The organism is Polycladospora coralii, assembly GCF_014773435.2.
GTDB classification, from domain to species: domain Bacteria; phylum Bacillota; class Bacilli; order Thermoactinomycetales; family Thermoactinomycetaceae; genus Polycladospora; species Polycladospora coralii.
On sequence record NZ_JACXAG020000009.1, the window covers coordinates 14,939 to 41,247 of the forward strand.

General features: G+C 39.2%; 24 protein-coding genes and 2 pseudogenes. 9 read left to right on the forward strand and 17 right to left on the reverse strand.

What is annotated here, in order from left to right; all coding sequences use genetic code 11:
- The first annotated feature begins 16 nt into the window (after positions 1–16).
- Positions 17–643 (forward strand): hypothetical protein, encoded by a 627-nt coding sequence (locus IC619_RS14415; protein ID WP_191140888.1) that lies wholly within the window; start codon positions 17–19, stop codon positions 641–643.
- 62 nt (positions 644–705) lie between these two features.
- Here the strand turns inward: IC619_RS14415 and IC619_RS14420 are convergent, their stop codons facing one another.
- The 3 genes from IC619_RS14420 to IC619_RS14430 all read right to left on the reverse strand — a co-directional run bounded on the left by IC619_RS14420 (position 706) and on the right by IC619_RS14430 (position 4,012).
- Positions 706–3,123: a heavy metal translocating P-type ATPase gene (locus IC619_RS14420; RefSeq protein WP_191140887.1), complete on the reverse strand. Its 2,418-nt coding sequence runs from the start codon at positions 3,121–3,123 to the stop codon at positions 706–708.
- Between the two features lie 311 nt (positions 3,124–3,434).
- A complete protein-coding gene (locus IC619_RS14425) occupies positions 3,435–3,638 on the reverse strand; it encodes a copper ion binding protein (protein WP_191140886.1) in 204 nt (67 codons plus the stop codon).
- A gap of 59 nt (positions 3,639–3,697) precedes the next feature.
- Positions 3,698–4,012 (reverse strand): metal-sensitive transcriptional regulator, encoded by a 315-nt coding sequence (locus IC619_RS14430; protein ID WP_191140885.1) that lies wholly within the window; start codon positions 4,010–4,012, stop codon positions 3,698–3,700.
- Positions 4,013–4,379: 367 nt separating this feature from the next.
- Between IC619_RS14430 and IC619_RS14435 the strand changes: the two genes are divergently transcribed.
- Positions 4,380–5,684 (forward strand): endonuclease/exonuclease/phosphatase family protein, encoded by a 1,305-nt coding sequence (locus IC619_RS14435; RefSeq protein WP_191140884.1) that lies wholly within the window; start codon positions 4,380–4,382, stop codon positions 5,682–5,684.
- A gap of 53 nt (positions 5,685–5,737) precedes the next feature.
- Here IC619_RS14435 and IC619_RS14440 read toward each other — a convergent pair whose 3' ends face one another.
- Positions 5,738–6,751: an LD-carboxypeptidase gene (locus tag IC619_RS14440; RefSeq protein WP_191140883.1), complete on the reverse strand. Its 1,014-nt coding sequence runs from the start codon at positions 6,749–6,751 to the stop codon at positions 5,738–5,740.
- 310 nt (positions 6,752–7,061) lie between these two features.
- Between IC619_RS14440 and IC619_RS14445 the strand changes: the two genes are divergently transcribed.
- Both IC619_RS14445 and IC619_RS14450 read left to right on the forward strand, forming a co-directional pair.
- On the forward strand, positions 7,062–7,796 hold the full coding sequence (locus IC619_RS14445; RefSeq protein WP_191140882.1) for a VanZ family protein: 735 nt from the start codon (positions 7,062–7,064) through the stop codon (positions 7,794–7,796).
- Positions 7,789–8,139: a PadR family transcriptional regulator gene (locus tag IC619_RS14450; RefSeq protein ID WP_191140881.1), complete on the forward strand. Its 351-nt coding sequence runs from the start codon at positions 7,789–7,791 to the stop codon at positions 8,137–8,139. Before IC619_RS14445 ends, IC619_RS14450 begins: the two co-directional genes overlap by 8 nt.
- A gap of 28 nt (positions 8,140–8,167) precedes the next feature.
- Here the strand turns inward: IC619_RS14450 and IC619_RS14455 are convergent, their stop codons facing one another.
- The 6 genes from IC619_RS14455 to IC619_RS14480 all read right to left on the reverse strand — a co-directional run bounded on the left by IC619_RS14455 (position 8,168) and on the right by IC619_RS14480 (position 12,655).
- Positions 8,168–8,626, reverse strand: coding sequence for an SRPBCC family protein (locus IC619_RS14455; protein ID WP_191140880.1), 459 nt, complete (start codon positions 8,624–8,626; stop codon positions 8,168–8,170).
- A 264-nt stretch (positions 8,627–8,890) separates the two neighbouring features.
- Positions 8,891–9,325 (reverse strand): VOC family protein, encoded by a 435-nt coding sequence (locus IC619_RS14460; protein WP_224749734.1) that lies wholly within the window; start codon positions 9,323–9,325, stop codon positions 8,891–8,893.
- A 53-nt stretch (positions 9,326–9,378) separates the two neighbouring features.
- Positions 9,379–10,335: a glycosyltransferase family 2 protein gene (locus IC619_RS14465; RefSeq protein ID WP_191140879.1), complete on the reverse strand. Its 957-nt coding sequence runs from the start codon at positions 10,333–10,335 to the stop codon at positions 9,379–9,381.
- Between the two features lie 514 nt (positions 10,336–10,849).
- Complete coding sequence (locus IC619_RS14470) at positions 10,850–11,461, reverse strand: lysophospholipid acyltransferase family protein (protein WP_191140878.1); 612 nt, start codon at positions 11,459–11,461, stop codon at positions 10,850–10,852.
- Between the two features lie 66 nt (positions 11,462–11,527).
- Positions 11,528–11,782 (reverse strand): hypothetical protein, encoded by a 255-nt coding sequence (locus IC619_RS14475; protein ID WP_191140877.1) that lies wholly within the window; start codon positions 11,780–11,782, stop codon positions 11,528–11,530.
- A 78-nt stretch (positions 11,783–11,860) separates the two neighbouring features.
- The gene (locus IC619_RS14480; protein ID WP_191140876.1) at positions 11,861–12,655 is read right to left on the reverse strand and encodes a GNAT family N-acetyltransferase; all 795 of its coding nucleotides are present in this window, start codon (positions 12,653–12,655) and stop codon (positions 11,861–11,863) included.
- Between the two features lie 113 nt (positions 12,656–12,768).
- On the opposite strand from IC619_RS14480, the gene IC619_RS14485 reads away from it, so the two are divergent.
- Entirely contained in the window at positions 12,769–13,329 is a 561-nt protein-coding gene (locus tag IC619_RS14485) for a thioredoxin family protein (protein WP_191140875.1), read from the forward strand.
- A gap of 29 nt (positions 13,330–13,358) precedes the next feature.
- Here IC619_RS14485 and abc-f read toward each other — a convergent pair whose 3' ends face one another.
- The 4 genes from abc-f to IC619_RS14505 form a co-directional block, all read right to left on the reverse strand.
- On the reverse strand, positions 13,359–14,936 hold the full coding sequence (gene abc-f / locus IC619_RS14490) for a ribosomal protection-like ABC-F family protein (protein WP_191140874.1): 1,578 nt from the start codon (positions 14,934–14,936) through the stop codon (positions 13,359–13,361).
- Between the two features lie 351 nt (positions 14,937–15,287).
- Positions 15,288–16,385 (reverse strand): beta-propeller fold lactonase family protein, encoded by a 1,098-nt coding sequence (locus IC619_RS14495; RefSeq protein WP_191140873.1) that lies wholly within the window; start codon positions 16,383–16,385, stop codon positions 15,288–15,290.
- Positions 16,386–16,481: 96 nt separating this feature from the next.
- Positions 16,482–17,366, reverse strand: coding sequence for a metallophosphoesterase (locus tag IC619_RS14500; RefSeq protein WP_191140872.1), 885 nt, complete (start codon positions 17,364–17,366; stop codon positions 16,482–16,484).
- A gap of 585 nt (positions 17,367–17,951) precedes the next feature.
- Entirely contained in the window at positions 17,952–19,151 is a 1,200-nt protein-coding gene (locus tag IC619_RS14505) for a helix-turn-helix transcriptional regulator (RefSeq protein ID WP_191140871.1), read from the reverse strand.
- Between the two features lie 231 nt (positions 19,152–19,382).
- On the opposite strand from IC619_RS14505, the gene IC619_RS14510 reads away from it, so the two are divergent.
- The 4 genes and pseudogenes from IC619_RS14510 (at position 19,383) to IC619_RS14525 (ending at position 22,106) form a co-directional block, all read left to right on the forward strand.
- The gene (locus tag IC619_RS14510) at positions 19,383–19,634 is read left to right on the forward strand and encodes a hypothetical protein (RefSeq protein WP_191140870.1); all 252 of its coding nucleotides are present in this window, start codon (positions 19,383–19,385) and stop codon (positions 19,632–19,634) included.
- Positions 19,635–19,968: 334 nt separating this feature from the next.
- Positions 19,969–20,511, forward strand: a pseudogene (locus tag IC619_RS17405) (HTTM domain-containing protein); the annotation flags it as partial.
- 13 nt (positions 20,512–20,524) lie between these two features.
- Positions 20,525–20,908 carry a thiol-disulfide oxidoreductase DCC family protein gene (locus IC619_RS17410; protein WP_224749742.1) on the forward strand — a complete coding sequence of 128 codons (384 nt, stop codon included), beginning with the start codon at positions 20,525–20,527 and terminating at the stop codon, positions 20,906–20,908.
- 4 nt (positions 20,909–20,912) lie between these two features.
- A complete protein-coding gene (locus IC619_RS14525) occupies positions 20,913–22,106 on the forward strand; it encodes a transglutaminase domain-containing protein (protein WP_191140868.1) in 1,194 nt (397 codons plus the stop codon).
- A 348-nt stretch (positions 22,107–22,454) separates the two neighbouring features.
- Here IC619_RS14525 and IC619_RS17415 read toward each other — a convergent pair.
- The 3 genes and pseudogenes from IC619_RS17415 to rlmD all read right to left on the reverse strand — a co-directional run.
- Positions 22,455–22,853, reverse strand: a pseudogene (locus IC619_RS17415) (transposase); the annotation flags it as partial.
- A gap of 102 nt (positions 22,854–22,955) precedes the next feature.
- The gene (locus tag IC619_RS14535) at positions 22,956–24,146 is read right to left on the reverse strand and encodes a transposase (protein WP_191140867.1); all 1,191 of its coding nucleotides are present in this window, start codon (positions 24,144–24,146) and stop codon (positions 22,956–22,958) included.
- A 686-nt stretch (positions 24,147–24,832) separates the two neighbouring features.
- Entirely contained in the window at positions 24,833–26,215 is a 1,383-nt protein-coding gene (rlmD, locus tag IC619_RS14540; RefSeq protein WP_191140866.1) for a 23S rRNA (uracil(1939)-C(5))-methyltransferase RlmD, read from the reverse strand.
- Positions 26,216–26,309 lie beyond the last annotated feature (94 nt).

Sequence of the window (26,309 nt, forward strand, 5' to 3'; positions counted from 1 at the left end):
TAATGGAGGTTCATACATGTTAAACACTTTAAGGGCATCAACCCTTGTTTTGCTGCTTAGCCTTATCGTAAGTGGCTGTAGTTTCGCACCAGACCTAAGTGCCAAAAAAGAGAAAGACGCAACATCTGCTAGTGAGGGCACAGAAGCAGCGAATAGCGAAGAGATTGAAGGTGCACAAGAGGCCACGGAGTATAAAGAGCAGCCGAAGTTTGCTAAATTAAATATTACATCAGCAGAGAACAGGGGATACTCTGATAAAGCTCATAAAATCCCACGAGCAATGGGAGGCGGATTATGGTACTATACCGAGAGTAGCAAACCCGGTTATTTAGAGCATTATCAAACAGAAGAACATCATCAAAAAGAATGGCTTGGGGACGTTGTTCATATTCAGATTTCGGACAAAGAGTATTATGGATATAAAGCAACTCCCTTAGCTATTGAAATCATAAATGAAAAAAACGCACGTATCGTTCTTTCACTCCAAAAAAATGCAGGAGATTGTGGTTCGTGGAGTACTGATCCTTGCGAAGCTAGCAAAAAAGAGCCCGCCCGCGTCTTTATCGCAGTTGAAAAAGATAAACTTAAAGGCAAAAAATTTATCATTGAGACGGATACCGGTGAAAAATTGAGCACGAACTAAATATCAATCATTTCAGTACAAAAAAGGGAAACCGTATTCGTCGGTTTCCCTTTTTTCATCCGCTATGATCCCACCTTGACCCGCTGTAAACGCAGGGCATTTAGCACGACAGAGACGGAGCTAAACGCCATCGCTGCACCGGCAAGCCACGGGGCGAGGAAGCCAAGGGCAGCGATCGGGATGCCGGTGACATTATAAGCAAGTGCCCAAAACAGATTTTGTTTGATATTACGCATGGTTTTGCGACTCATGTGTATCGCATCGGCTATACTGTTTAAATCCCCACGTATTAAGGTGATATCTGCCGCTTCGATGGCGACATCTGTTCCTGTACCGATTGCCATACCAATATCAGCGGTGGCGAGGGCGGGTGCATCATTGATTCCATCGCCTACCATAGCCACTTTTTTGCCCATCTGTTGTAGTTTTTTTACTTCATTCGCTTTATCTTCAGGGAGTACTTCTGCCAGTACTTGATCAACACCGACTGTTTTGCCGATCGCTGTGGCGGTACGCTGGTTATCACCTGTCAGCATGATTACTTCCATACCGAGCTCTTTTAAGCGATAGATGGCATTTTTAGAGGTTTCTTTTATTGTATCGGCTACTGCGATCATGCCAGCCAATTGCTGATCAATCGCTACTAACATAACCGTTTTTCCGGCTACTTCTAACTCCTCCATGTTTAAAGTGACAGATCGCATATCCACTTGAAATTTCGCCATGAACTTGCGCGTTCCAATGAAAATTTCTTTCCCCTCTACTACACTGCGTACTCCGTAACCAGGAATCGCTTCAAATGTTTCTGTAGCAGTGAGTGTGATCCCTTTTGCTTCTACACCTTTTACAATCGCCTCAGCTAATGGATGCTCTGAATTTTTCTCTACACTCCCCACTAACGTTAAGAATTGGCTTTTTTCCATAGCATTGAAAACTCGAACATCGGTTAATTCTGGTTTTCCTTTCGTAACGGTTCCGGTTTTATCCAAAACAACCGTATCGATTTGTTGGGTCGTTTCCAGATGCTCCCCACCTTTAAATAAGATGCCCCATTCTGCAGCTCGTCCAGAACCTGCCATAATGGAAGTTGGGGTAGCGAGCCCTAGGGCACACGGACACGCGATAACTAACACCGCAATCGCATTTTCTAGTGCTTCTCCTATCTCACCCGGTTCGAAAACGAAAAACCATAATAAAAAAGTAATAATTGAAATCCCAACCACGATTGGAACAAATACCCCGGATATTTGATCTGCAATACGCTGAATCGGTGCTTTGGAGCCTTGTGCTTGTTCAACTACTTGAATGATTTGCGATAGCGCTGTCTCTTTTCCTACTTTGGTGGCCTGGATGATGAGGCGACCATTCTTGTTGAGAGTAGCCCCAATCACTTCCTCGCCTTCACCTTTATCTACGGGAATACTTTCACCTGTCAACATTGATTCATCCACCGCAGATATCCCTTCTACAACCTTACCGTCTACAGGAATTTTCTCTCCCGGTTTCACGATTAGTTTGTCGCCAACGATCACTTCAGCGATAGGTACATCAATCTCTTTTCCTTCCCGTATAACCCTTGCTGTTTTCGCTTGAAGGCCGATTAACTTTTTGATGGCTTCAGATGAACGCCCCTTCGCCCGTGCCTCAAATTGCTTTCCGAGAATGATTAATGTAATTAAAACCGCACTGGTTTCGTAGTATAATGGAACACCATGATCACTGCCGTGGTTGATCGTCGTAATCGTTAAGTAGAAGCTATAAAAGTAAGCAGCAGAGGTTCCCAGTGCCACCAACACATCCATATTGGCACTTTTGTTCCGCAAAGCTTTGTAAGCACCCACATAAAAATGACGCCCGATCACAAACTGTACGGGTGTAGCCAATACAAGTTGAAACCATGGATTTAAGAATATATCCGGTACCCAGATGAACGCAGTGAATGAAAAATGACTGACCATTGCCCATAGGAGCGGGAAAGATAAAATCGCAGAAATCACAAATTTACGCGTCTGTTTTTCAATCTCTGTTTGACGAACATCTGTTTTTTCCTCACGATCTGTTTTCACCTTTGCATGATAACCTAATGCTTCTACTCGTTTGATTAGGTCATCTGAATTGATTTCACTTGGGGTAAATACGACCTGTGCGGTTTCTAAAGTGAAATTAACAGTCGCTTTTGTTACACCTTCGAGTTGATTTAATCCTTTTTCAATCCGATTGGCACATGCCGAACAGGTCATCCCTTCAATTTGTAAGTTAACAACTTCTTTAACTGTCGCATATCCAAGCGCTTCGATCTTTTCTTCTAATTGCCTTAGACTCACCTGATCGGCATCATATTTAATCTGCGCAGACTCAAGTGAGAAGTTGACACCCACTTCCACTACCCCATCCAATTTTGCTAAACCTTTCTCAATGCGAGTGGCACATGCGGCACAGCTCATCCCCATGATCTGTAGCTTTATTTGTTGCGTTGGCATCTATATCACCTTTCTTTATACCCATATGGGGTATATTCCATTTAAAAAAATGCACCCTAATTAGGATTTGCGAACGAGCATCTCTCCCATGAAAGTGAGCGTTGCTCGGTACCCCCTGCTTTTTGGGGGTGCTTAGAGCAACAAGCTTTTCTATACTAAGTCCCATAGTGCGAAAACACTAAAAAAATGAATCCTATTGGGTCGGTTGGAAGAAACAGTCCGACCGTAAAATGATTCCTGTGTAGCGAATGGACACTTCGTAGATGGATGGAGGAAGCTCAATCACTTTTAGTGGTGCGCAGTTCACAAATCTACTCTTTTATATCGTATCCTTGATCGGTTATCGTTTCTTTAATTTGCGCTAATTCAACTTGCCTTTCATCATAAGAGACTGATACCTTCTTAGTAGCCAGATCAATCTGTGCCTCTACCTCTATTTTTTCCAGTGCGCCTTTAATGGCATTTACACAATGATTACAAGACATACCTTCTACTTGTAACGTTTCCTTTTTCATCGTCAAACCCCTCTCTAATCGTTTATCTTAACCATATTCCCCATCACCCAGTTTACCCTTTATTTCATCATCTTCTTCATTGTAATCAGAAGTTCATCGACCACTTCGGTTTCACCAGCTTGTAAGCGTTCTGTCACACAGCTACGCAAGTGTCCCTCAAGTAATATTTTACTCACACTATTTAACGCGGATTGCACAGCTGAAATTTGATTGAGTACATCGTCACAGTACGTATCTTTTTCAATCAATCCCTTCACACCCCGAATTTGTCCCTCAATTCGATTTAAACGCGATGTTAGATTACGCTTCGTTTCTTCCGAATGATGGCTTTTTCGCTCATGAGTGTGACAGCTATCTTTCTCATTCATTCTCATTCACTCCTTCTATACGTAGTATAATATACCCCATAAGGGTATGCAACCCCCTTTATTATCAATTATAAAAATCCATCTACTTCTAAGTGCAAATAGGTTAATTCGTCTACAATCCTTTAGAGAGCGCTACCCTATGATAAAAATGAATCCAGGTAAATAACTTCCACTTTATACGATTGAATCGGTCAGCATCAGTATGTGGATGACCAAAAACAAAATGAAATGTTAACCGATCTACTAAGTGCGCATGGCTTATTTCACAAAGATGTTATTGTGTAAAAAATTAATATTCGTATTTATTCAATTTTTCACATAATATTTGGTATAATAAATTTGTTACATATAAAAAGGGATGGAGGAAACTGGAATGCGATCAAAAATGAAAGCGCTTTCTATTCTATTAATAGTCATGTGTTTGTTTGCAGGTCCATTCTTCACAGCTCATGCACAAGAGGAAACAGATACTTTTAGCTTGCTCACCTACAATGTGGCTGGCTTATGGGATCCCATTTCACAATCGAACCCAGCTAAAAATACCAGTCAAATTAGCCCTAAGTTAAATGACTATGATATTGTACTCACCCAAGAAGATTGGAACTATCATCGAGATTTGGTAGCAGAAGCAAACCACCCTTATCAATCACAACATTCTGGAATTATGGGGATTGGTGATGGCTTAAATCGTCTCTCCAAATTTCCCTTCACTGCACACACAAGGGAGAGCTGGAATGCATGTAGTGGGATATGGAACAACTTAAATGATTGCTTAACGCCAAAAGGATTCTCCTTTGCCCGTCACCAGATTGCCAATCACCTATATGTGGACATTTACAACCTGCATGCCGATGCAGGTACGTCTAGTCAAGATGAAGATGCACGCAACAACAATTTCCAACAAATCTTAGCTAAAATCGAACAATGGTCAAGTGGCCATGCCGTAATCGTAACCGGTGATTTTAATAGTCATTACTTCGCCGAAAATCAAGCACGCTATTTTATTGATGCCGGTTTCTCAGATGCATGGGTGGATATCGAGCAGAATGGACAATTTCCAGCGATTGGCGCGTATAAGGGAAGCGAAAGCATTGATAAAATCATATATCGCAGCGGTGATCATGTACGGCTTCAGGCACTCTCTCATACTAATCCAGAAAATGATTTCAAAGATCAAAACGGGAATGATCTATCCGATCACGATCCACGCGCTGCCGTTTTTCAGTATCAACTCCAACATACAGCTGCAAAAGTTAGCCCTATCGCCTTACGTTCAGCCCATAGCACCTATGTAGTAGCAGAAAATAGTGGAGGCAGTCAAGTCAATGCGAATCGTACCCGCATAGGGGATTGGGAAAAATTTGAGATTAGGCGTACACCTTCTGACTCAGACACCTGCATTAAAAATGGGGACCAAGTTTCCATCCGTACAAGTGGCGGATATTATCTACGGGCCAAGAGCAGTGGCGGGTTAGATGCACGCGCACTCCAAATAGGCAACTGGGAAAGATTCCATCTCGTAAACCATAGCGATGCATCCGGGTGTTTGGCAAATGGAGATCAAGTCTCACTAAAAAGCACGCATGGTAAATATGTGGTAGCCGAGAGTGATGGACGTGCACGCGCTAATCGAGACCAGATAGGCGCATGGGAAAAATTTGTTGTTGAAATACAATAAATAAAAAAGACTGTACCCGGTCTGACTCAGGTACAGTCTTTTTACATCTCCATCTAACGAAAGTGTTGGCGAATTTTTCCTTTTCCATTGTTATACTCTACTTCAGCATATGCGCCATTGATTAAGGTCATTTGAGGGGGAACGTGACCACAATCGATATCATAAATAATGGGAATTTGTAACTCGTCGGCAAGTTCCTTGTATAAAACTTCAATGGTATAGTTTTGTACAGGTGCATTGGCATCACTACGTCCAAATAAAATACCCGCACAACCTTCAAACCAACCTGCTAATTTCATTTGCATCAATGACCTTCTAAGACTGGTGGTAATTAATTCACAATTCTCAAAGTACCAGAGCAGTGGTTCATTCTGAGCATGGGTTTCACGAAATTTTTTCACATCTCCATATGGTGTCCCGACTAGATGATGCAGCACATCGATACATCCCCCTAGAAGCCTTCCCTCAATTTTAACAAGATCTTTTTCGGTTGTTTTCCATATCGTCGGTTCATCTAAATGAAAAATATGAGGTGTCGGATTTTCAAACTGCCATTCTTTTTGATAGTGAGTGGATGATACTTGCTCTATCCATTCTCCCTGCGCTGTAGATAGCACATTTATCCACTTAGCTGTTGTCTCATCCCAGCTTTCCCCACGCATATCGATGAGGTTCGTTCCATGTGCTGTAGCGGTTCCCGTTTTTAAGGTTATTGCGAGCAAAAGCAGGCTTGTATCTGAATAACCTAAAATCCATTTCGGCTCTATTTTTTCAAAATCAATACGCTCCAAGATGTCGATTAATAACTCACCACCCCATGGCGGAATGATCAGATCGATCCCCGGATCAGTCAGCATGCCTTCTAATTCTTGCACGCGCTTTTCTGCAGGTGCTGATTTCGCCAGGTTTTGTGTCCAAGCCGTTTCACCAATCTGCACTTGAAAACCTTTTTTTTCCATATTATGCTGGGCCGTATGAAGTAGATGATGCAAATCAGTAGGTACCCCCGATGAAGGAGCTACGACACCAATTGTGGCATTATGTTTCAAAAATGGGTATGTAATCACGGTTTTCACTCCTTTGTGGGTATTTATAATATAATAGCAAATTTTATTATAAATACAAGTGGACAAGGGATTTATACTGAAATGATCTCGTTAAATTTACAAGTATAACGTAAATGATCACGCATTTTTTTAGATTAAATGTTCACCTTTACCGGTTTTGTCCGTTATATATATGAAAAAAGGAGGGGACTATTTGAATAATGAGCTGACCGATCTTCTACAAGAGAAATCTCAAGTTATACATTGTATAACGATGTATAATGTGATACGATGTTCTTGTTCGTGATTCTAGATTGCTGGAGGGTTTGATATGGCGAATAATATCGAGCAGTTTGTGCACAGAATCGTCGATCAATTAAACTGTGATTCACGAGAAAAAGAAGACCTCGCAGAGGAATTAACCTATCATTTACAGCAACGTATAGATGACTATCTAAATGAAGGTTTTACTGAAGAAGAAGCTATCCAAAAATCCATAGCTGAATTTGGAGATGATCAAACACTAAAGGTTGGTTTTCAAAACGCATTTGCTCGCTATACCACCATTCTAAATGTAAGTTTATGGATTGGGTATGTAATCTATTTGATTAGCATTTTGTACGAGTTAATCTTATCTCGTTTTTGGAGTCGTAACTCCTTGTTTTATTTCCCACCCGGCACAGATTCCATTTGGCAAATCGAAGTTTGGAAGATAAATGCAAACTTCATCCCATTACAAAACACCATTAATTACCTTACAGGCATTGAACGCTATAATCTTGACATCATTCTTTATAACACGTTTGGTAATGTGCTCATTTTTATCCCACTCGGTATATTTATCGCCCTTCTATTTAAAAAAGTAGCTCGTTTATCGATCATCACGCTGTTTGCCATGAGTTTAAGCACCTATATTGAAGTCACACAATTTTTTCTCCAAATCGGTCAATTAGATATTGACGACGTCCTTTTAAATACACTTGGAGCTATGCTAGGATATTTCTTAGTCCGTGGTATTGAAATTTCTATAAAATCATACAAGAAAGCGAGAGCGCTTTATGGATAAAGAAATCATGAAGGGAAGTATTGATATTCTCCTGCTCACACTTCTACAATCACAAGATCGATACGGATACGAAATCGTTCGTATGTTGAAAGAACAAAGCCAAGATTTATACAATATGAGTGAAGGCACACTGTACCCCGCTCTCAAAAGATTAGAAAAAAAAAATTGGCTTGAATCTTATTGGGATAATGGAGAAGTTGGTGCACGAAGAAAGTATTATCGCATCACAGAAGATGGTAGAAAAGAACTTAAACGAAAGCTAACCGAATGGGAGAAAGTGACTCATTTAATCCATGTTTGTGCAGAAGGAATCTCTAAGAAAAAGACTTCCATTGTCGAATAAAAAGCTACTCCTTTCTATGAGTAGCTTTTTATTCGACTAACCCAAATTTATTTTTCAACTGTTCAGTCCGATAATCGAATAAACGCGCGATCTTTTTCCGAATTAAAATCTCATTTGTCCATATACCTAGCTTTCCAAACGGAACTTGGTAATCAATTTCATCGGTTACTTCTATGCCATTTTTCACTTCTCGAAATGAATGATGATGTTGCCAGCTAGCAAAGGGCCCTTCTACTTGTCGATCAATAAAATAAGATCTCTCCCTCACTTCTACAATCTCACTTTCCCATTTCACCCGTAATAGCGGCAATGGATTCACTTGGCTGATAAAGCGTTTCCCTTCACTTACTGCCGATGTACCCTCTATTTCTAAATTTAGCTGCATCTCCGCTGGTGTTAATTCATATAAGCTTTTTATATCACTGAAAAAAGCCCAAGCATCTTCCATTTCCACTGGGATGGTTAATGTTCGTATAAATCGATGCATTTTTACACCCTCTCTTCTCATGAAATCCCACTCATTTCACAGTGCCCATCCACTAAAGCAATGATACACTGCCAGAGCAAGTTTGTCTCGCTTCCTCATACCAGAGCTCTGAACATCTAGTAAAAATAACCGCGAGTCCCTCATAAAATCATTGAGAGATTTGCGGTTTTGCATTTATCTATGTCGCACGTCGGGGAATCAGGTGTATACGCTAGCTTACCTGATTAAAGCTCCACTTATAGCAGTGGGGGGTCTGAACCCAGCCTAGAGATCATTTTCATTCTGAAAATTAAGTTGCCAATGAATACTAAATTTGTCTTTAAGGACAGCAAATTGAGCCCCCCAAAATACATCTTGGAGTGGCATTTGAATTTCACCACCTTGAGACAGACGCTCTAGCAAACGCTTAATTTCTTCTTCACTTTGACACTCGATGGTAAGAGATATGTTCCCTCCGTCTTTTCCAACTGCGTCAGAACAATATAAGATTTGATCGTGAATGCGAAATTGGGCATGCAATACTTTTCGTTCATAACCAGGGGGAATCGGAAAATCTAAATTCGCTTCCTCATCTTGATAACGCATGAGGCCCATCACTTCTCCATCACCAAATGCATCCATATAAAATTGCATGGCCTCTTCCGCTAAACCATTAAACATGAAATAGGGTACAATTTTCTGATTTGAGATTTCACCCAATGTTATACGCCCCTTACATCATAGTATGAACTGACTAGCTTCGACATAGGGATCTACAAGTCCTGTTTCATTTCTGAATTATTATAATTTTTAATAGGTACTGGTTCATTCTTTTCTAATTGTAATTTGAGTTGCATAATTTCCGTTATATCATCCGGATAGTCTGCAGCTATTCTAGGCACCATGTAAAATAAATATTTTAGCGTAAGATTTGCTCGTTCTATGGCAAGATGCCTATAATTCGATTCTTGTAACAACCCAACCTGTAATCCATATAACACCATATGAAAATAGTCAATCGTACCTCCAATCAGCATTTTATCGCTTAATGCTTGTTGTTCTGGGTGTTTACGAAAATAACTTAATCCTTCTGCTATGTAAATCATATCCCCTTCTAGCAAAAGATTGAGCCATGTTGCCATATCGACATTACATCGATAGCGCCGGCCTGCAAATGTGCCAAAAGGCTCTTTTAAATATTTTTTGCGAAATAGGACAGTCGTCGGCTCACCCATACAATTGCCTGCTCCCATCATATAGTCAGCGAAACATCGACCGATGATCACCATATCTCGATCAAAAACCGGTCTAGTTTGGGGAATATCGTCTTGTATTTTCCCATTTCCATCAATAATATGCCTTCGAGAAGTGATCAGAGCCAATTTTTCTTCTTTGTCATTCTTAAAGTAAGCCATCATTTTTTCAATTTTAGTGGGGGCAAATAAGTCATCATCCATTAGATAATTAATATACTCTCCCTGAGCTCGTTCAAATAGTTTTAGGTCATTATCAAACTGCCCTAATCTAGTCTCATTATGATAATATTTGATTTGTGGGAATTCTCTTAAGTATTTTTGTATAAGTCTCTCGGTATCATCATTTGTACTATCATCACAAATCACAATCTCTATATTCGAATAGGTTTGTGCTAAAACACTATTTAATGCTTCTCGAAACCATTTTGGACGATTAAAAGTTGGAATTAACACGCTTACCAAAGGATCAGCCATGAAAATGAACCTCCCACTCCTGACATGATAAAAAAGCCTCTACTTCTATATATATGATTACACATTTAAAGTATTCGAATTAGAATGATGAGGCAACACGAGCTTGGCAAGTTGCCTCATGGGCACTTCAGATTAGATCGTTTGTATCCCATCGAATTGGGGTGCACACAATCTGTTGATAGATATGTAAGTTCTTTGGAAAAGGAATGATTCCACATATCAAAAAATAGAACATCATACTGTGAGATTTGATTCTGACTCACAATAATGGCTTTTAAAGCTTTCTTTTTATCCGCAGGTTCTGAAAAGTCGGGTGTGTTGCCCGTGATAATAGTCAGCTTCCTAACATCTCTGCCATGTTCTGTTTATACACATCAGGCACCTGCAATTATACTAACGACGGTTTGTGTTGATTACGCTTTCTTCAGATGCTCCTTGATATTCCCTTGCTACAAACTTTTCCCAAATTTACGATCTACCCTCTCATTTATTTCCCAAGAAATAATAGGTCTTATTACGAATTTTTAACTCTAAAGTTACGTAGTTGATTCATAATTTCTTGGCTGATATAAGTTTGCTGTTCACTTGTCTTCATGTCTTGTGGGGGGTAAATCGGCTCCCCAATCTCAATCGTTACTTTTGTAGGGCGAATGAATAACTTTCCTTTCGGGAGCGCTGCTTCCGATCCCGAAATAAAAAAGGGAAGTACGGGACAATTGGCTTTTACTGCAAAATAAGCAGCTCCTTGCTTTAATTCACCTAGTTCCTCCGCACTTCCTTTACGTGCTCCCTCTGGAAAAAGCCCGATCACTTCTCCATCTTTTAAATATTGAATCGCTGTTTTGATGGTTTTAATACTCGGTTTTTCACGATTGACAGGAAAGGCGCCAAGCGCTCTAATCAATTTGGCTAAACCGCTATGATTAAATAACTCCTGCTTAGCCATATAGTGAACCGGGCGAGGACATGCACCCCCTATATATACGGGATCAAGATTACTAATATGGTTTCCAATGATGACTAAACCACCTTCAGTAGGCACTCGTTTCCTTCCAATAATATCTACGCGATGGTACAGAGATAAAAAACTACGTACAATACCTTTCGCTATTGGATAAAGTTGCATGATTTGACCTCCTTAACCTAGTACAGAATGAAAGATACTTTTACTATAATATATCTCTCGCGTGATTTAAATCGGTCTAAATAGGATACATCTGGCTAATGGCAAATTAATGGTTCCCAAATTTTGGCGTGGTATGCCATTTGTCACCACATAGTACAATACACTACTTGGTTGAATGCGACAGACCACAATATAAAATTGACCACTCTCAAGGGATAAAAGTCCTCTAATTTGTGGAGGTGTCCCTCCGCAACACACATTTTGTTCGCCACTGGCAACGTTAACCACTTGAATATTTCTACTAGTATCTGCACGATTCAATACAATCAATCCTTTCACATTGGCATTCAAACTACGATAAGATATGAATAAATGTGAAAAGATGATTGCGTGTTTGCCCTACTCAATTCGTCTATGGAGCCCAAACTCGATCATCAATACGACATGCATACGGGTATATCCCAACGACTCATACATACGTATAGCAGCATGATTATGCTCTTCTACATATAGGTATATATCATCGGCACAAGCTTTTCCTTGCCGCGTAAGCTCGGATACGACTTTTTTGCCAAATCCTTGGCGCCGCTTTCTTGACGCCGTGCCAATATTACCAATTTCAACATAGTCACTTTGATAACTATGAAATCCACCTATCGCAACTAATTCTCCCTCATCCATTATCCCCCAAAAAGGTCGGTTGAAGCTATCTTCTGTAAATATCAGCGCATCCATTTCCTGCATATATGTCTTCACTTTGCCATAGTCCTGTCGTTTAATTTGCTGGACTTCATCATAATAGCTTGGTAAATTTGCTGACTTTGCATGCTTCATGATCACCATATTTCGAATCAGCTTGGTCTGAAATGCGTTTACAAACCAAGCAAGATCTTGTTGTGAGACCAAAGTACTTCCGCGTGTGGTGGGAGGTAAACGTAGTTCACTACATATGTAAGCAAATAACTTTGTTAAATCACAGGTCTTCTCTTTGATCAAATAAGCACAAGCAAAAAAGGGCAACCCCTCACAATAGGCCATGATACCAAGTAATGCTCCATCTGATCGATATTGCCCAAAATGTCTCGTTAGTCGTTTACGAACGGTTAAGTAAGAGTAGTATAACAAATGATCTTCTCTGTCAAATTCTTGTAAAATCTGTGCCAATTCTGGATCCGTTAGTTCGTGATGAAACATCGTTTTTCTCCTCTTTTTCAACTTAAATATTTACACACTGGGTTAACTAGCATAACAGGCTCTTTACATATTATACTAAAAGTGAAAGACCATTTAATACTGAGGTGATATGAATGGCACGTACTGAGTCAAATATGCTACCACTAGGTAGTTCTGCACCACACTTTTCCCTACCAGATACCTTATCTGGTGAAACCCAAACACTGGAACAATTAAAATCGGAACAAGCAACGGTTATTTTTTTCATTTGTAACCATTGCCCATTCGTCATCCATGTACAAGAGCAACTCATTCAATTAGCTAAAGATTATCAACCAAAAGGCATATCTTTTATCGCAATCAGTTCGAATGATGTAGAAAATTATCCCGACGATTCACCCGAAAAAATGCGTGAAGTCGGTACACAGCTGGGATATCCTTTCCCTTACTTATACGATGAGACACAAGAAATCGCTAAAGCTTATCAAGCGGCGTGTACACCTGACTTCTATATATTTGATCACAATCTAAAACTCGCATATCGTGGTCAATTAGATGATTCCCGTCCTGGTAATGACATACCTGTAACGGGTGCATCGCTTCGCACCGCCTTGGAATGCTTATTAGCAAATAAAGCCATTCCAAGTCCGCAAAAGCCGAGTCTTGGTTGTAATATTAAATGGAAAGAGAACTAGATCCATTTACCCATCTCAAAAATCATCCCTTATTTGGGGAATTGTTTTAGTTGAAGAATGAGCTGTTGAAATCGTAGTTCCAGCTCATTCTTCTCATGTTCCGATGTTGCAAACGAAAGCTTGTTAATAATTTCATTTCGTTCGTGTTGTAGCTGCAAAAGACGATTTGCTTGATCCACATTCTTTTCTTCTTGCTTCTTCAAGTCGATTTCATCATTGCCTCTATAAAAAGATGCCTTCCCTTCATGAAGTACAATCATGTGATCAGATAGGTGATTCGTGAAAGTGCGATCATGTGATACAAATAATAAGGTTCCTTGATATGCGCTTAATACTTCTTCTAAGCCTAATTTCGTTGTAATATCCAGATAATTTGTAGGTTCATCCATAATCAGAAGATCATAGGCACCACAGCACAGTTTAGCCAAAGCAACCTTAACCTGCTCTCCACCACTTAGAGAAGAAATGGACTTATCCACATGATCTCCTTTCAATTGTAATCTGGCTAACACCGTTCGAATAAATGTTTCATGATAAGGACTACTCATCTGAATGTTCTCTAAAACACTTTTTGTTTGATCCAAATGAGACAATGTCTGCTCAAAATAACCTACCTTCACCGCTGCTGGTATGATAACACCAGCCTCTTTTTCTTTAATCGCTTGTAGTAGCGTCGTTTTCCCCGAACCATTCCTGCCCCTAACACCTACTTTAGCCCCAGTAGGAATGGCACAACTAAAATGTTCGAATAAAACTTTGTCTGGTACTTTCTTAGTAAGACGCTCCAATCTGATACTATATGGACCTCGGTAAGGCCTAAATAATTCAAAATCAAATTGGACGGGTGCAGGCTCATAGGGTCGTTCTTTTTTTTCTAGCTGATGTAAACGTGTTTCTATGCTTTTTGCGTTGCGACTCACTTTTGAGCGTTTACTTTCAACTCTCATTTTGCTTAATTTTGCTTCGGAGTGGCTCATACGTGCAGGGGATTTCTTCATGTTTTGCGCTTGTTGTTTGACTTGCGTGATGGCATGTGTAAGACGTCTTTTTTCTTTTTGGTATTCGTCATATTCATATTGCTGGCGTCTTTTCTTTTCATCTTTTTGTTTCACATAAGCGGTATAATTTCCTTCATAATAATAAATCTTACCTTGCTCGATCTCGATCATATGCGTACATACTTGATCTAAAATATAACGGTCATGAGAGACCAGGAGTATCGCACCTGCATAGTTTCTTAATTCCTTAGCTAGCCACTTACGTGATTCCAGATCTAAATGACTCGTCGGTTCATCGGCTAGTAAAAGTCCATTTTTATGCATCAGTGCTTCTATAATCCTTTTTTTAGTCCTTTCCCCTCCACTTTCACATTTAGGATTTGGCTCCATATCCATCTGACGAATCCACTGTTTCATTACAGATACCTTTATACGACCTTCATCCACCTTTTCTTCTCCCGCTATTAAGCGAAGTAGTGTCGTTTTTCCTGCTCCATTTCTACCCACTATCCCAATTTTTTGCGCGTTTTCCACTTTGAAGGACGGGATGTCTAGCAACAAACGGTCTCCAAATTCCTTTTTTATTCCATTCATCTCCACAATTGACATCAAAAAAGAACCTCCCAATTTTCTAGAGAGGCCCTGCTTTTTTTCAACACAAATATACCGTATATCCAAAGGGAAATACAAAATCATTTGCTCGAAAATAGACAGACTAATCCAGCTCTAGAAAGAATAATAGTATTCATTTCTTATGAGTAGCCAGATTATTGATCCATGATTCGAGCCACCGATTCCTTTCCGCTTAAATGATGGTTTCATAATATCATACAAGGATGCATGACGCTAGAAAAAAATAGCAGTTTTCGTTAATTCTTGCTTCCTCTCCCTATTGTTTACTCGTAAATGTAGGCTAGTATCACGTATAGAGTCCCTATATTTTAACTTTTCTCGTTCGTATTACGGTGTTACTGCAATGGAAGTAGGCTGTATCCCCACTTGAATGGTGGAAATGACCGTATGATTTTTGGTTTGGACAACCGATACATTATGGTTAAGCCGGTTAGCTGAGTAAACATATCTACCACTTGCTGTGATTGCTAAACGATATGGTTGAGAGAACGTAAATTGGATAATTGGTGGTACCAATATGTATGCAATTAATCGATGTGATTTGGTAGAAATAACACCAATTGTATTGGCAAGAATATTACCAATATAAGCCACCTGTGAATCAGGCGTGAAAATGATGGTTTCGGGACCTATTCCTTCAACAAATGGTGGAAAGCTTATCGTAGAGATTGGTTTATTGCTTTTGGTGTCTATTACCGTTATTGTTCCACTATTACGGCTCCCTACGTACACATAACGACTATCTGGTGTAACTTTGATCACAGTCGGAATAAAACCAGTCGAAACCGTTGCGATAATCTGATGTTTTTTAGAATCGATGACCGCGACTGATTTTTCATTTTGTAAGGGAGGTGAATGACCCATATTACCGGTATTGGCAACATAGATGTATTCTCCGTTTGGCATAATATCTATGGCGAGTGAGCTTTCACTTATTGCAATTGTAGCAATGATTTGATGGGTTTGTGTCTCAATCACCAACACCTGACTACCACCAGTGGCAACATAAACATACTGTCCATTGGGTGTCATCACAAGTGCATTCGGTGTGCTTCCAACGTATATTCTAGCTATGAGTGTGTGTGTTTTGACGTCTATCACGACAACAAATGAGTCATCTTGTGTACCGATATATGCAAACTGACTATCTGGTGTGAACACAATACTTGTATTTGTCAAACTAATATTACTACCACTGCCACTGGGTAACACGGCCATTACGGCTAGCGATTTAGTATCGATGACAGTAATGGTTTGTAGAGCAGCTATATATACATATTTTCCATTCGGCGTAACCTTTACAAAGTAAGGCAGAACAGGCCCGACCGAAATATTAGCAATCAAGGTATGGGTCTTACCATCTATAACTGACAAAGTGCCATCCGGATTACCGGCACCGTTATTTAATACATAAATATGGGACATAAATTCACCACCTGAGGATAGCCTATGAGACCTTCAGATGGATTATGTGAAAGGAGCTAATGAGCAGTCTAAACTAACCTCATACGCACTTTTCACTTACAACTGTTGTTGCAATTGCAGTACTGCAATTTCCGGCCGACAAGAAAAGCGAAGTGGCAAAATCGTAGTCCCAAGCCCGCGGTTGGTGTACAAGGTAAGTTTACTACGATTTATATTCTGATATAAGCCACTTTTATATTTTCTGGAGTATTCCGGGGTTAAAGGAGCACCCATAAATGGAATACGAATTTGCCCCCCATGGCTATGACCAGACAATTGAAGATCAACCGCATACTGTGAAATATGGTCAGCAAAGTCAGGTTCATGCATGAGCATAATATGGAATTGATCTTCTTTAAACGCAGACTTGATCTGATTCATATCTGGCGAGCCTTCTAGTAAATCATCTAGTCCAGATATACGGATGAATTCATTCTGAATTTGAACCGTCGTTGTGGCATTTACTAGCACTTGAAAGCCAGATTCTTTTAATGTTTTCGTAACTAAGTGCTCGTCTCCCCAGTAGTCATGGTTACCCAGTATGGCATATTTCCCAAGTCTAGCTGACAATCGTGTAAGAACAGATCGCACTTTCTCCGCATCTTGTAGAGACAACTGTTGATCGATGAAGTCGCCTGTAAAACATACTACATCTGGCTGTAATGCATTCATTTGTTCGACAATCTTTGCCAAGTGTGTTTCATCTAAGTAATGCCCATAGTGTAAATCACTGATATGAATCATACGCACACCGTTAAACGACTTGGGAATACGTGGCGACGCAATCGTATGGTTGGTAATCTCGATCCAGTGCCGCTCTCCTGTATAGGCATATGTTGGTATGGAAAATACCAACATGCCCCCTATTGTTGCTAGCGTCCGTTTTAAAAAAGTGCGACGATTCATCTGAGTTGTTTTTGGATTGATCTCTGGTGAAGACATGCTCTCTCTCCCTTTATAACTAAACACACGTCAGCTACTTTACTGGAAATACAAATTCACAAATCGCCTCCACATGTGATCTCATTTTACTAGAATAGATTTTCGCAAAAGTATTATTTTGCGTACTTGTATTCCCCCTGGAGCACTAAGTATTTGATACAAAATAATTTAACTCTTTCTTAAAACTTACAATCATAGTATTTCAAAGGTATCGATCTCACGATAAAATGGTTGTTTGTCACTTAGAATGTTTTTTAGAAAATAAAAAACTTAAGCACGGACAAGAAATAAACAGATACCAGGTTATAAAATATGAAAGACTTCATTTATAACCTTTACTTCTATTAACATCTTGATCACCTAAATTTTATTGTTTTAGAATTCAGTATCTTCACTAATGCACCATCTTAAAAAAAAGAAGCGTATTTTACAAGTGTTCAATTTATGTTACTTCACTATTGCTTTTCCATTCTCGATATTATTATTCGCCTAATTGGTTTACTCCATGGAAATATAACATCCTATTCGTCAATAACCAAGAATGTTGCATAGTTCAATGCTAATTTATAAAAACTTATCGCTTTTTTATATCGCCCTTTTTTCATAGTATTCTGCTAATAATCTAGAATACATTTCTACCTCTTTGTTTTTTCGGTATTTCTTTAGAGTTGGTAGAAACTCTTTTTTTACATAGATTTCTAACTCTTTTTCATTGGCATTTAAGAGTAAATAGAAAAACCAAAACTCTTTGGTCACTACATCCTCTTGAGGTAGTTGTTCCACAATCTTCAAATGATAGTTTAGTTCTTTCAGGCATTCCCTAGTATTATTATTCTTTTTGTACACGAATAACAACAGAACCAGAGAACTAAAGTAACTGAGTGTGGTCTGTTCTTTATACTTCATGGCTTCTTTTATATATTTAATTGAAAGAGATAGTTCTTGTTTTAGTAAATATGTTTTTGCAAAATTATAGTATACTACTCCGAGATGCTCATGATCATTGATCTCCTTTGCCAATGTTCTAGCTTTTGCGAAGTTGGTGAAGGCGGAATGGACATCTCCCCTGTTGCTAAAGCAAATTCCAATATGAATATGAACCTTCAAACACTGCCTAGATTTATAGTTATTTTGATAAATCGTTAGTGCTGACTGAGCATAGGAAAAACTTAAAGTTTCTTTTTGAAACACGTATAATACTAAAGCATAAAGGAAATAAAGATCAGCTTGTTCTAGTTCACTAAGATGAATAGAAGAATATTCTGCTAAACCTTTCTCGAAATATTCCTTAGCCTTACCTGGTCTTTTCATCACCCAATAATATTCTCCGAGATGTTTAAAATAAAAGAAACGATTTCTTGGAGATAAGGTTTCATAGCAGTCGTTTATGAATTTTATAGAATTATCTAAATCGTCATACTCATCAAGAATGATGGCTGTCCTGACTTTCTTAATGTGATACTCAGATTGAAGTTGTAAATTGGTGAAGGGGTGAATCAAATCATGCAGTTTTAAATCTATTTGTATGCATTCTTCTTTTTTATTATCTAAGAGATTCTTTTCCCATAGATGTAGAATGTTTTTTATTTTTTCTTCATCTGACTGAATCTTGTCATATTCAACACCTACTCTTTGAAACAGCAGGAGAAGTGTTTCTTTTTCAACAGTCGTTTTATTATTTTCAATTCTAGATAAGTAGGATGGGGAAACAATTGATTTGGCTACCTCCTCTTGACTCAGCCCTCTTTTCAAGCGATAGTATTTTAATACCTTTCCCATTTCCATGATATCCACCTCCTTAACTATATTGTGCAAAGTTTGAGAAATGAAAGTACGAATAATCAAAACAAATTTAGTTACATGCCTAATATTATTTCTAAATTAATGATATCATTAATTTAAAAATATTTGTATTATAATTTGAATAATTTGAGAGTCCGGTTGGATATAACAGAATGATGTTTGTTGTTGTAGGGTAATAAGAGTATTGAAGTTTAGTAAAGGAGCAGAATCATAATGAAAATGCAATTGATTTTAAGTACGTTAGTATTGGACTTGTTTACAGGAGCAAAAACAACCACGTCAGCTATGGCGAGTACAGATGATATTCAATCACAGTCTAAGATTAATATAGATCAGGTAACAGAAGGCGGTACCAATCCTGAAGCGATTCCAGCAGTAGTTGGGGCTTACTCATTGAAAACGGCAGTTGTTGCAGGTCTTGGTTATGTCGCCCCTTTTCCTTATAGTATTCTGCTAAAAACCTAGAATACATTTCTATTTCTCTAATTTCCCTATATTTATTCAAAGGTGGCACGATCTCTTTTTTATTTATATACTATTCAATAATTTCCCCTTAACTATAAATAGGTAATAGAAAATCCATAACTCTTTGTTTACTAAATCGTCTTCAAGTAGTTGTTCCACAATTTTAAAACGGGTGATTAGTTCTTTCAGGCATTCCTTAGCTTCATTATTACCTCTGTACACGAACAACAACAGTACAAGCTATTTAAAGTAACTGAGTCCGGTCTGTTAATTACCCAATAATATTATCTGAGATGTTTAATAACACGTCTGGTGATTTGCTAATACTTCAAGTTACTTTTCAATCGACCACAGGCTCAAAGCCGGAAAAGCGAAACCTAAACCCAAACCATTATCGAACTCCCTACATAACCTTGCCGTTGCGACAACTATTCTCCAATTATGTTTTCTATACTTATCATCCGGTCTGCACAAAGTTATGGGGGAGATGTGGACAAATGGTACGGCACTATATTATATACTGCAAGTGGGAGAGTACACCCATCCTTTTTTCCAGAGAATAATCTCCTCCTCTGACATTATCTTAATGATTAGTGCGTATAGTGCTATTTTTATTCAACTGTCTTTTCCATTTTTACTGCTCAATCGGTACACAAAATATATAGCCATGTTTAATATCATCGCTTTACACACAGGCATAGCTATTATTATGGGTCTGTTCACTTTTTCTGCTATCATGATCTCTATACAGTTCCTAATGCTTAGTGATGGAGAATACAAAAAGGCCTTTGCTTATATAAGTTTGTCAGCCACTAAAGTCAAACAGAAATTTCAGAACGGAAGGGTGGAAAATTATGATACTAAACAAATCCAGTAAGCGACCGAAAGTCATGATATTTTATGATTCATTTTGTCCCCTTTGTTCGAAAAGCATGGGTGTCCTTGAAAAAATTGATAGGAGACATAAGTTTCAGTTTGAATCGATTAGAGACAGTATGATCTTGGAACAGTATAATATAAATAAAGAAGAAGCTGAAAAAAGGATGCACACCCTCCAACTCAAAGATCGAAAAATGGAAACAGGGATCTCTAGTATTCTAAGAATTATTAAACAGATCCCTCTTTTCTGGGTATTGGTCCCTTTTATACAGCTTTCGATTTGGGCAGGAGCGGGCCCTATTATTTATGATTGGTTAGCTCAACGCAGAACGATTCTTCCTATCGGAGGATGCAAGGGAGACTCTTGTTCAATACCAAAGCAAAAAAGTAGGTGAAGTGGTGAAAAAGGTTCATTATTCTTTTAAATACCAAAATGAAACTTCAGACTATGTTCAGGTATGGTTAGCCAATCCTCCTAAAACAAATATACAATCCATAATATCAGAAGAAAAGGAAGTTCCTCACCAAGAATCTGTTGATACCATTGGGAACCGCATCAGTTACTATAAGTTAGCTCCAGGAGAAGAGATATATGCCTCTTATCATGTCGGAATACAGGGGGAAGTAGCTGAAAACACTCCTTTAACTAAGGAAGAAGAAAAAAGATACACACGCTCAACACCGATTATTCCTGTGAATGAAGACATAGAAAAAATGGCAGCAAGCTTCACGGAAAAAGCCTCTGACAATAGGGAAAAAGCAAGGTTATTGTTTCAATACATGGTGAATCATTTTAAGTACAAATTCCCTGTCAAAGCTCGCGGTGTTGATCATTTCCTAAAATCCAAAAAAGGCGATTGTGGCGAGTACTCTTTCCTGTATGCTTCGCTTTGCCGTTCCTTAGGTATTCCTTGCCGTGTGATGGTCGGTGCCTTTGCCATGGGAAAGCACCACGCTCACGTATGGAACGAGGTGTACTTGGAAGGCGGATGGGTCCCAGTGGATACGAGTATGGCCTACACGGTACGTAAACAGCTGTGGCGTTTCTTTTTTTCCTCCATTAGAACCTTACGCTGGCGAAAATACTTTGGCCAAACGGAAAAACAGAGGATCGTATTTTCAATTGATACTGAGCATGAACCTTCACCTGCCTATCCAAAAAGGGAGATGAGAGGGAGTCATCCTTACAAAACGTTCCCCCTTTCTGGAGAACCGTTTACATGGGGGAAAAGTTCACTCCATGGTACAATTCCATACTTTCAGCCGATGTACCTCTATTATCAAGCAGAAAAACCATACAAATTGAAGTCCACAGAAGAAGCACTTGGTATCTGGGAAGTGGAGGAAACAGCCAAACAGAAACGGTTACTGAACCTTAGGAAAATATCTGGTTATTTGGGCTTGTTACTTGCCTTTATCTTTCTATTTACCGGTTGGAAGATCGCAAGCATTCTATTCCCATTTCCAGCCTTCGCTTATTGTCTAAGTTTTTGGGTGAGAAGGGAACGGATACTATTTTTCGCAGTTGCCTCGAGTTTTTTTGGTGTGATTATTCTTTTAGTAAGCTTAGGTTTTCTTTCAGAGTTTATTTGAATTGGTGCCTTCCTCCCCTTTGGAGGGAAGGCAGTTAATTAATTTTGTTCTTATTAAGTATCCTTAACTACATTTAAAAGAATATTATGCAAAAAAAGATAAAGACTAGCAAAAATAGCTGAATTATAAACCTTAGCACATTTACTAATTGGGTACCATCAAAGAGATGAAACTTCGCAGATAATAAATCTAAAAGAGTGAACCAAGTGAATGAAACGGTCTATCACGGTTGGGATTTGGCACTTCCTTCACACTTTAAGTACCGAAGAAACTTTCATTTGTTATTTTTGCATAGTGTACAATCGTTTTGTTTTATATACTGACGCAAATCTTTTTTATTAGGTCCTATTAAGGATTCGCTCCCAAAAAGCCTATGATCCCATCATCCATGTAGGGACCACTTCGACGAATAACCGAAAAATGCAGGAATATAAAGAACCAAAAAACGAGGTAAGGCCACCTTAAGATGGTACTGGAGTGCCTGACGAATATTGTGGGCCTACATTTTAATCCGATCCACATCTTGGATCGGAGAAGCCCCCGAATTGGTAGGCGATCAACTCCCCATGTTCTTCGTAATACCGAAGGTATTCCTTCAACTCCACCACGAAAACAAGCCAACGCTCGAGATTGCGGGCTTTGAAGTTTCGCTCGGGTAAGCGCAGCGATTCGCTGCTTATCCGTAAACCGAAGACGCATCAGTTCTTTTCCTTCTACAATCGGACATTTGACTTGCAGAGGGCAACCTTTACAGTCTGCTTTGGTCTACTTTGCTATATAAACTCCTTTGGAGGGACGGTATTCTGTATAAAGAGGTTCTTTCCACCCAGGACATTGAGTAATACGATTTTATTGATCCATCACAAAATGATCAACAGGGATTTGTTGCTTTATACAAGTTCCTCCTGTCATATTGGTAACGTGAAATTCAACTTGCTTTTCTTTGGCTTTTTTTAGCGTTTCCACACGATCATAAGCGCCGTCACACACTAAAGTGTGGAGGGATTCCATTAAAGGATGATGAGTCACAAAATCTTCACCGAAGGCTTGATCGATGTAGCAGTTTGCTTTTACATCGTAATGAAGAAGAAGACCTACATTTTTATCACGGTCTCGGATTTCAAGAAAATTTAGGGTATAGCCGACAGAAGTTGTATTTCCTTTCTTGCGGAAAGTAGCATCGGGATCTGAAGGATTATTCAAATTCCCTGAAGGGAGTTCGTTTCCACGAAGTGGAATACGCGTCCCTTCCTCTGTTTCAACTGTCTGCTCTTCTATTAAGCGAGCAAGATGTGTAAAAGCTTCGGTCTCCTTACCCTGATCACTAGATTTCATTAAATGATATAGTGCAAGGGATTGTTCTAAGAGAAAATCGGTACGGGTCTGGGTTTCGTCCATATGTAGACGATAAAGCATTTCTTTTTGATGAGAAGGTTTTAAATAGGCTTGATAGGTTTCGGGAATATCTATCCCATCCAGAGTGTTCATTGCCCGTACCATATTTCGGTTCACCGTGTAGATCAATTCAATTCGGGACATTTTCTTGCAATTACTGGATATTAACATGGAGTCCATTCGCCCGAAGGATCGGTCCAACTGGATCGATTCAGCAAGATGTTCAGACAAAAAAGCGATCTCTTCTCCAAGGAGATCTCGTCCCGTTTGAACTTCGTATGTAAGGAGTCTTTTACGAAAATGCGTGAGCGTGTTGATACAGATTCGTTCCGAATCAATATTTTCAATTCCCAAGGCGTGATCAAAGCGGTAATCAATGTAGAAAGCGTCTATTAACGCCTCGTCGGTTAGTTGGTTGAGTTCTTTCAAGATCAATAGGCTGACCATAGTCTGTACAGGAACATTGGGGCGACTGTATTTTTCGCTGTATAAAACAGCGAAACGTTCTTCTCGAATAGCGAGGAATATATGTTCAAAAAAAGAGCTTGCCCAACTATTTTCTAATCTTTTTTTCATGGCTTCAGAGTAGCCATAATACGGACCGAATAAATTTTTCTGTTGGTGTGTTTTTCCCTTTTTGAACATGATTCCCTCATCCTTTTATCTAGATTTCCTATGTTTTTATTATAGCGTTCTTTTAGGTCTTTGAGGACCTTTTTGGGGGCGAATCGAAGTTTAGAAGTTCTATAAACAAAAATTTTCATAATTAGAAAAATAATTAAAATAACCTGCTAAAATTTATGAACCGAAGAAAATTCTCTATCTATCAGCATTTTCACTCTTCATCCTTCAATCAACACAGACTATATGTGGAGGTTGGTTATTTTGAATTTTAAATACATCTAATCTATCTCTACAACCCTACGCAAATTTTTGCGGTCTACCTGTTTCCTCAATAAATAAAAATAAGGATTTTCAAGGTTAAAAGGTACTGCCAGAAATCAGGTAGAAAATCCTCCAACCTTGGAATTCCTTTATTTATCAATGCTTTGGATAGACCTTATTTCTCCACCCTTGACATCAAGCTAACACACTCAACGTGTAACATACTTGAAAATGCGTCGAGTGTCTGGATGTATATGCTATCAAATCTGCCCACTAAAATGTATACCTCAATCCTTATGTAAAACTCTTATCCATATCTTTTAACATTTAATCCTGCGTAAACGTAAGACCCGGGGGGTCAAAAAATCCCCCGAACCAATAGTCCGAGGGAACATAGTACACACTCGAATATTCAACTTAAATACACCAAACCTATTGATACCTAGCTATTTCAACTCTATCAACGCCACGCACTCCACATGGGCCGTTTGCGGAAACATATCAAGTGGTACGATTCGCTTCACTTCAAAACCGGCCTCCAGTAGGTATTTACTATCTTTAGCCAGTGTAGAGGGGTTACATGACACATAAATAAAGCGTGGCAATTTAAGTTGAACCAAAGTGTCTAGAAATTCCTGTGCTAAGCCCGTTCGTGGCGGATCAGCTATAACCAGATCAGGCTGTAGCCCATCCTTTACCCACTGTGGTAGCAACGTTTCTGCTTTCCCCGCATGAAAGGTCGCATTTGTAATATCGTTTAACGTGGCGTTTTCCTTGGCATCTGTAATGGCTTCTGAAACCGTATCCATTCCGATAACTTGTTTCGCTTCTTTGGCTAACCATAAACCAATTGTACCTACACCGCAGTAGGCATCTACAACTGTTTCCTTCCCTGTCAAGGCAGCCACATGACTAATCTCTTCATATAGGCGTTTTGTTTGAAGCGGATTGAGCTGAAAGAAGGCACGTGGAGACAAACGATAGGTGAGATCACCTAGCTTTTCTGTTAACTTCTCTTCTCCCCACAATATCCGATTATTTTCTCCCATGACCAAGGAGGTTTCATCTGGGTTATGATTTAAATAGATGCTTTTAACTTGTGGAAGTTGCGTCCGCATCGCATGGATGAGCGCTTCTTCCTGCTCTAGTTTTGCAACGCGTGAAACAAAAGTAAATTGTACTTCTTCAGTTGCAAATGAGATACGTGCCACTAAGTAACGTAAAGCACCACGATGCTTCTTCTCATCATAGATCGGGATTTTTAATTGCTCTACAATCTTTCTCGCTTCCTCTAACACATGATTTAATACGGGATGTTGCACCATACAATCGTCAATTTCAACCAGATCATGGGATTGAGGTGCGTAAATTCCCATTCGCACACGATGCTTATCTTTTACGAGTGGGAGTTGTGCTTTATTTCGGTAACCCCAGGGCTCTGACATACGTATGGTCTTCTCGAGTGGCAATTCCTCTAATCCAGTATAACGATTAAATGCTTCTTCAATTTGCTCTCGTTTTAAGCGGGCTTGCATCCGCTTATCAATATGTTGCAATTGGCAACCACCACATGTGGTATATACCGAACACGCTGGCTCAATCCGATACGCCGACTTCTTTTTTAATTTCAATGTCTTTGCTTTGGCAAATTTACGATTCACTTCCGAGATACGAACTAACAGTTCTTCACCCGGAATAGCGCCATCCACAAATACAACTTGTTTTTGAATAAATCCTACCCCTTCTCCATTAATCCCAAGTGAACGAATTCGAATCGGGACCACTTCGCCTTTTTTTAACTTGATCTGTTTTTGTGCCTGTTTTCCCATCATATCTCTTCCTATCTTGAACCTACTTATTCCGTTTCATTTTTCTTATCCTATCATAACAGAGAAAAACATCTATGTAATGTCCCAGCTTCAA

Coding starts and splice junctions, on each gene's coding strand:
- IC619_RS14415 (WP_191140888.1), top strand. CDS start 17: ATGTTAAACACTTTAAGGGCATCAACCCTTGTTTTGCTGCTTAGCCTT.
- IC619_RS14420 (WP_191140887.1), bottom strand. CDS start 3,123: ATGCCAACGCAACAAATAAAGCTACAGATCATGGGGATGAGCTGTGCC.
- IC619_RS14425 (WP_191140886.1), bottom strand. CDS start 3,638: ATGAAAAAGGAAACGTTACAAGTAGAAGGTATGTCTTGTAATCATTGT.
- IC619_RS14430 (WP_191140885.1), bottom strand. CDS start 4,012: ATGAGAATGAATGAGAAAGATAGCTGTCACACTCATGAGCGAAAAAGC.
- IC619_RS14435 (WP_191140884.1), top strand. CDS start 4,380: ATGCGATCAAAAATGAAAGCGCTTTCTATTCTATTAATAGTCATGTGT.
- IC619_RS14445 (WP_191140882.1), top strand. CDS start 7,062: ATGGCGAATAATATCGAGCAGTTTGTGCACAGAATCGTCGATCAATTA.
- IC619_RS14450 (WP_191140881.1), top strand. CDS start 7,789: ATGGATAAAGAAATCATGAAGGGAAGTATTGATATTCTCCTGCTCACA.
- IC619_RS14455 (WP_191140880.1), bottom strand. CDS start 8,626: ATGCATCGATTTATACGAACATTAACCATCCCAGTGGAAATGGAAGAT.
- IC619_RS14465 (WP_191140879.1), bottom strand. CDS start 10,335: ATGGCTGATCCTTTGGTAAGCGTGTTAATTCCAACTTTTAATCGTCCA.
- IC619_RS14470 (WP_191140878.1), bottom strand. CDS start 11,461: ATGCAACTTTATCCAATAGCGAAAGGTATTGTACGTAGTTTTTTATCT.
- IC619_RS14480 (WP_191140876.1), bottom strand. CDS start 12,655: ATGTTTCATCACGAACTAACGGATCCAGAATTGGCACAGATTTTACAA.
- IC619_RS14485 (WP_191140875.1), top strand. CDS start 12,769: ATGGCACGTACTGAGTCAAATATGCTACCACTAGGTAGTTCTGCACCA.
- abc-f (WP_191140874.1), bottom strand. CDS start 14,936: ATGTCAATTGTGGAGATGAATGGAATAAAAAAGGAATTTGGAGACCGT.
- IC619_RS14495 (WP_191140873.1), bottom strand. CDS start 16,385: ATGTCCCATATTTATGTATTAAATAACGGTGCCGGTAATCCGGATGGC.
- IC619_RS14500 (WP_191140872.1), bottom strand. CDS start 17,366: ATGTCTTCACCAGAGATCAATCCAAAAACAACTCAGATGAATCGTCGC.
- IC619_RS14505 (WP_191140871.1), bottom strand. CDS start 19,151: ATGGAAATGGGAAAGGTATTAAAATACTATCGCTTGAAAAGAGGGCTG.
- IC619_RS14510 (WP_191140870.1), top strand. CDS start 19,383: ATGAAAATGCAATTGATTTTAAGTACGTTAGTATTGGACTTGTTTACA.
- IC619_RS17410 (WP_224749742.1), top strand. CDS start 20,525: ATGATATTTTATGATTCATTTTGTCCCCTTTGTTCGAAAAGCATGGGT.
- IC619_RS14535 (WP_191140867.1), bottom strand. CDS start 24,146: ATGTTCAAAAAGGGAAAAACACACCAACAGAAAAATTTATTCGGTCCG.
- rlmD (WP_191140866.1), bottom strand. CDS start 26,215: ATGGGAAAACAGGCACAAAAACAGATCAAGTTAAAAAAAGGCGAAGTG.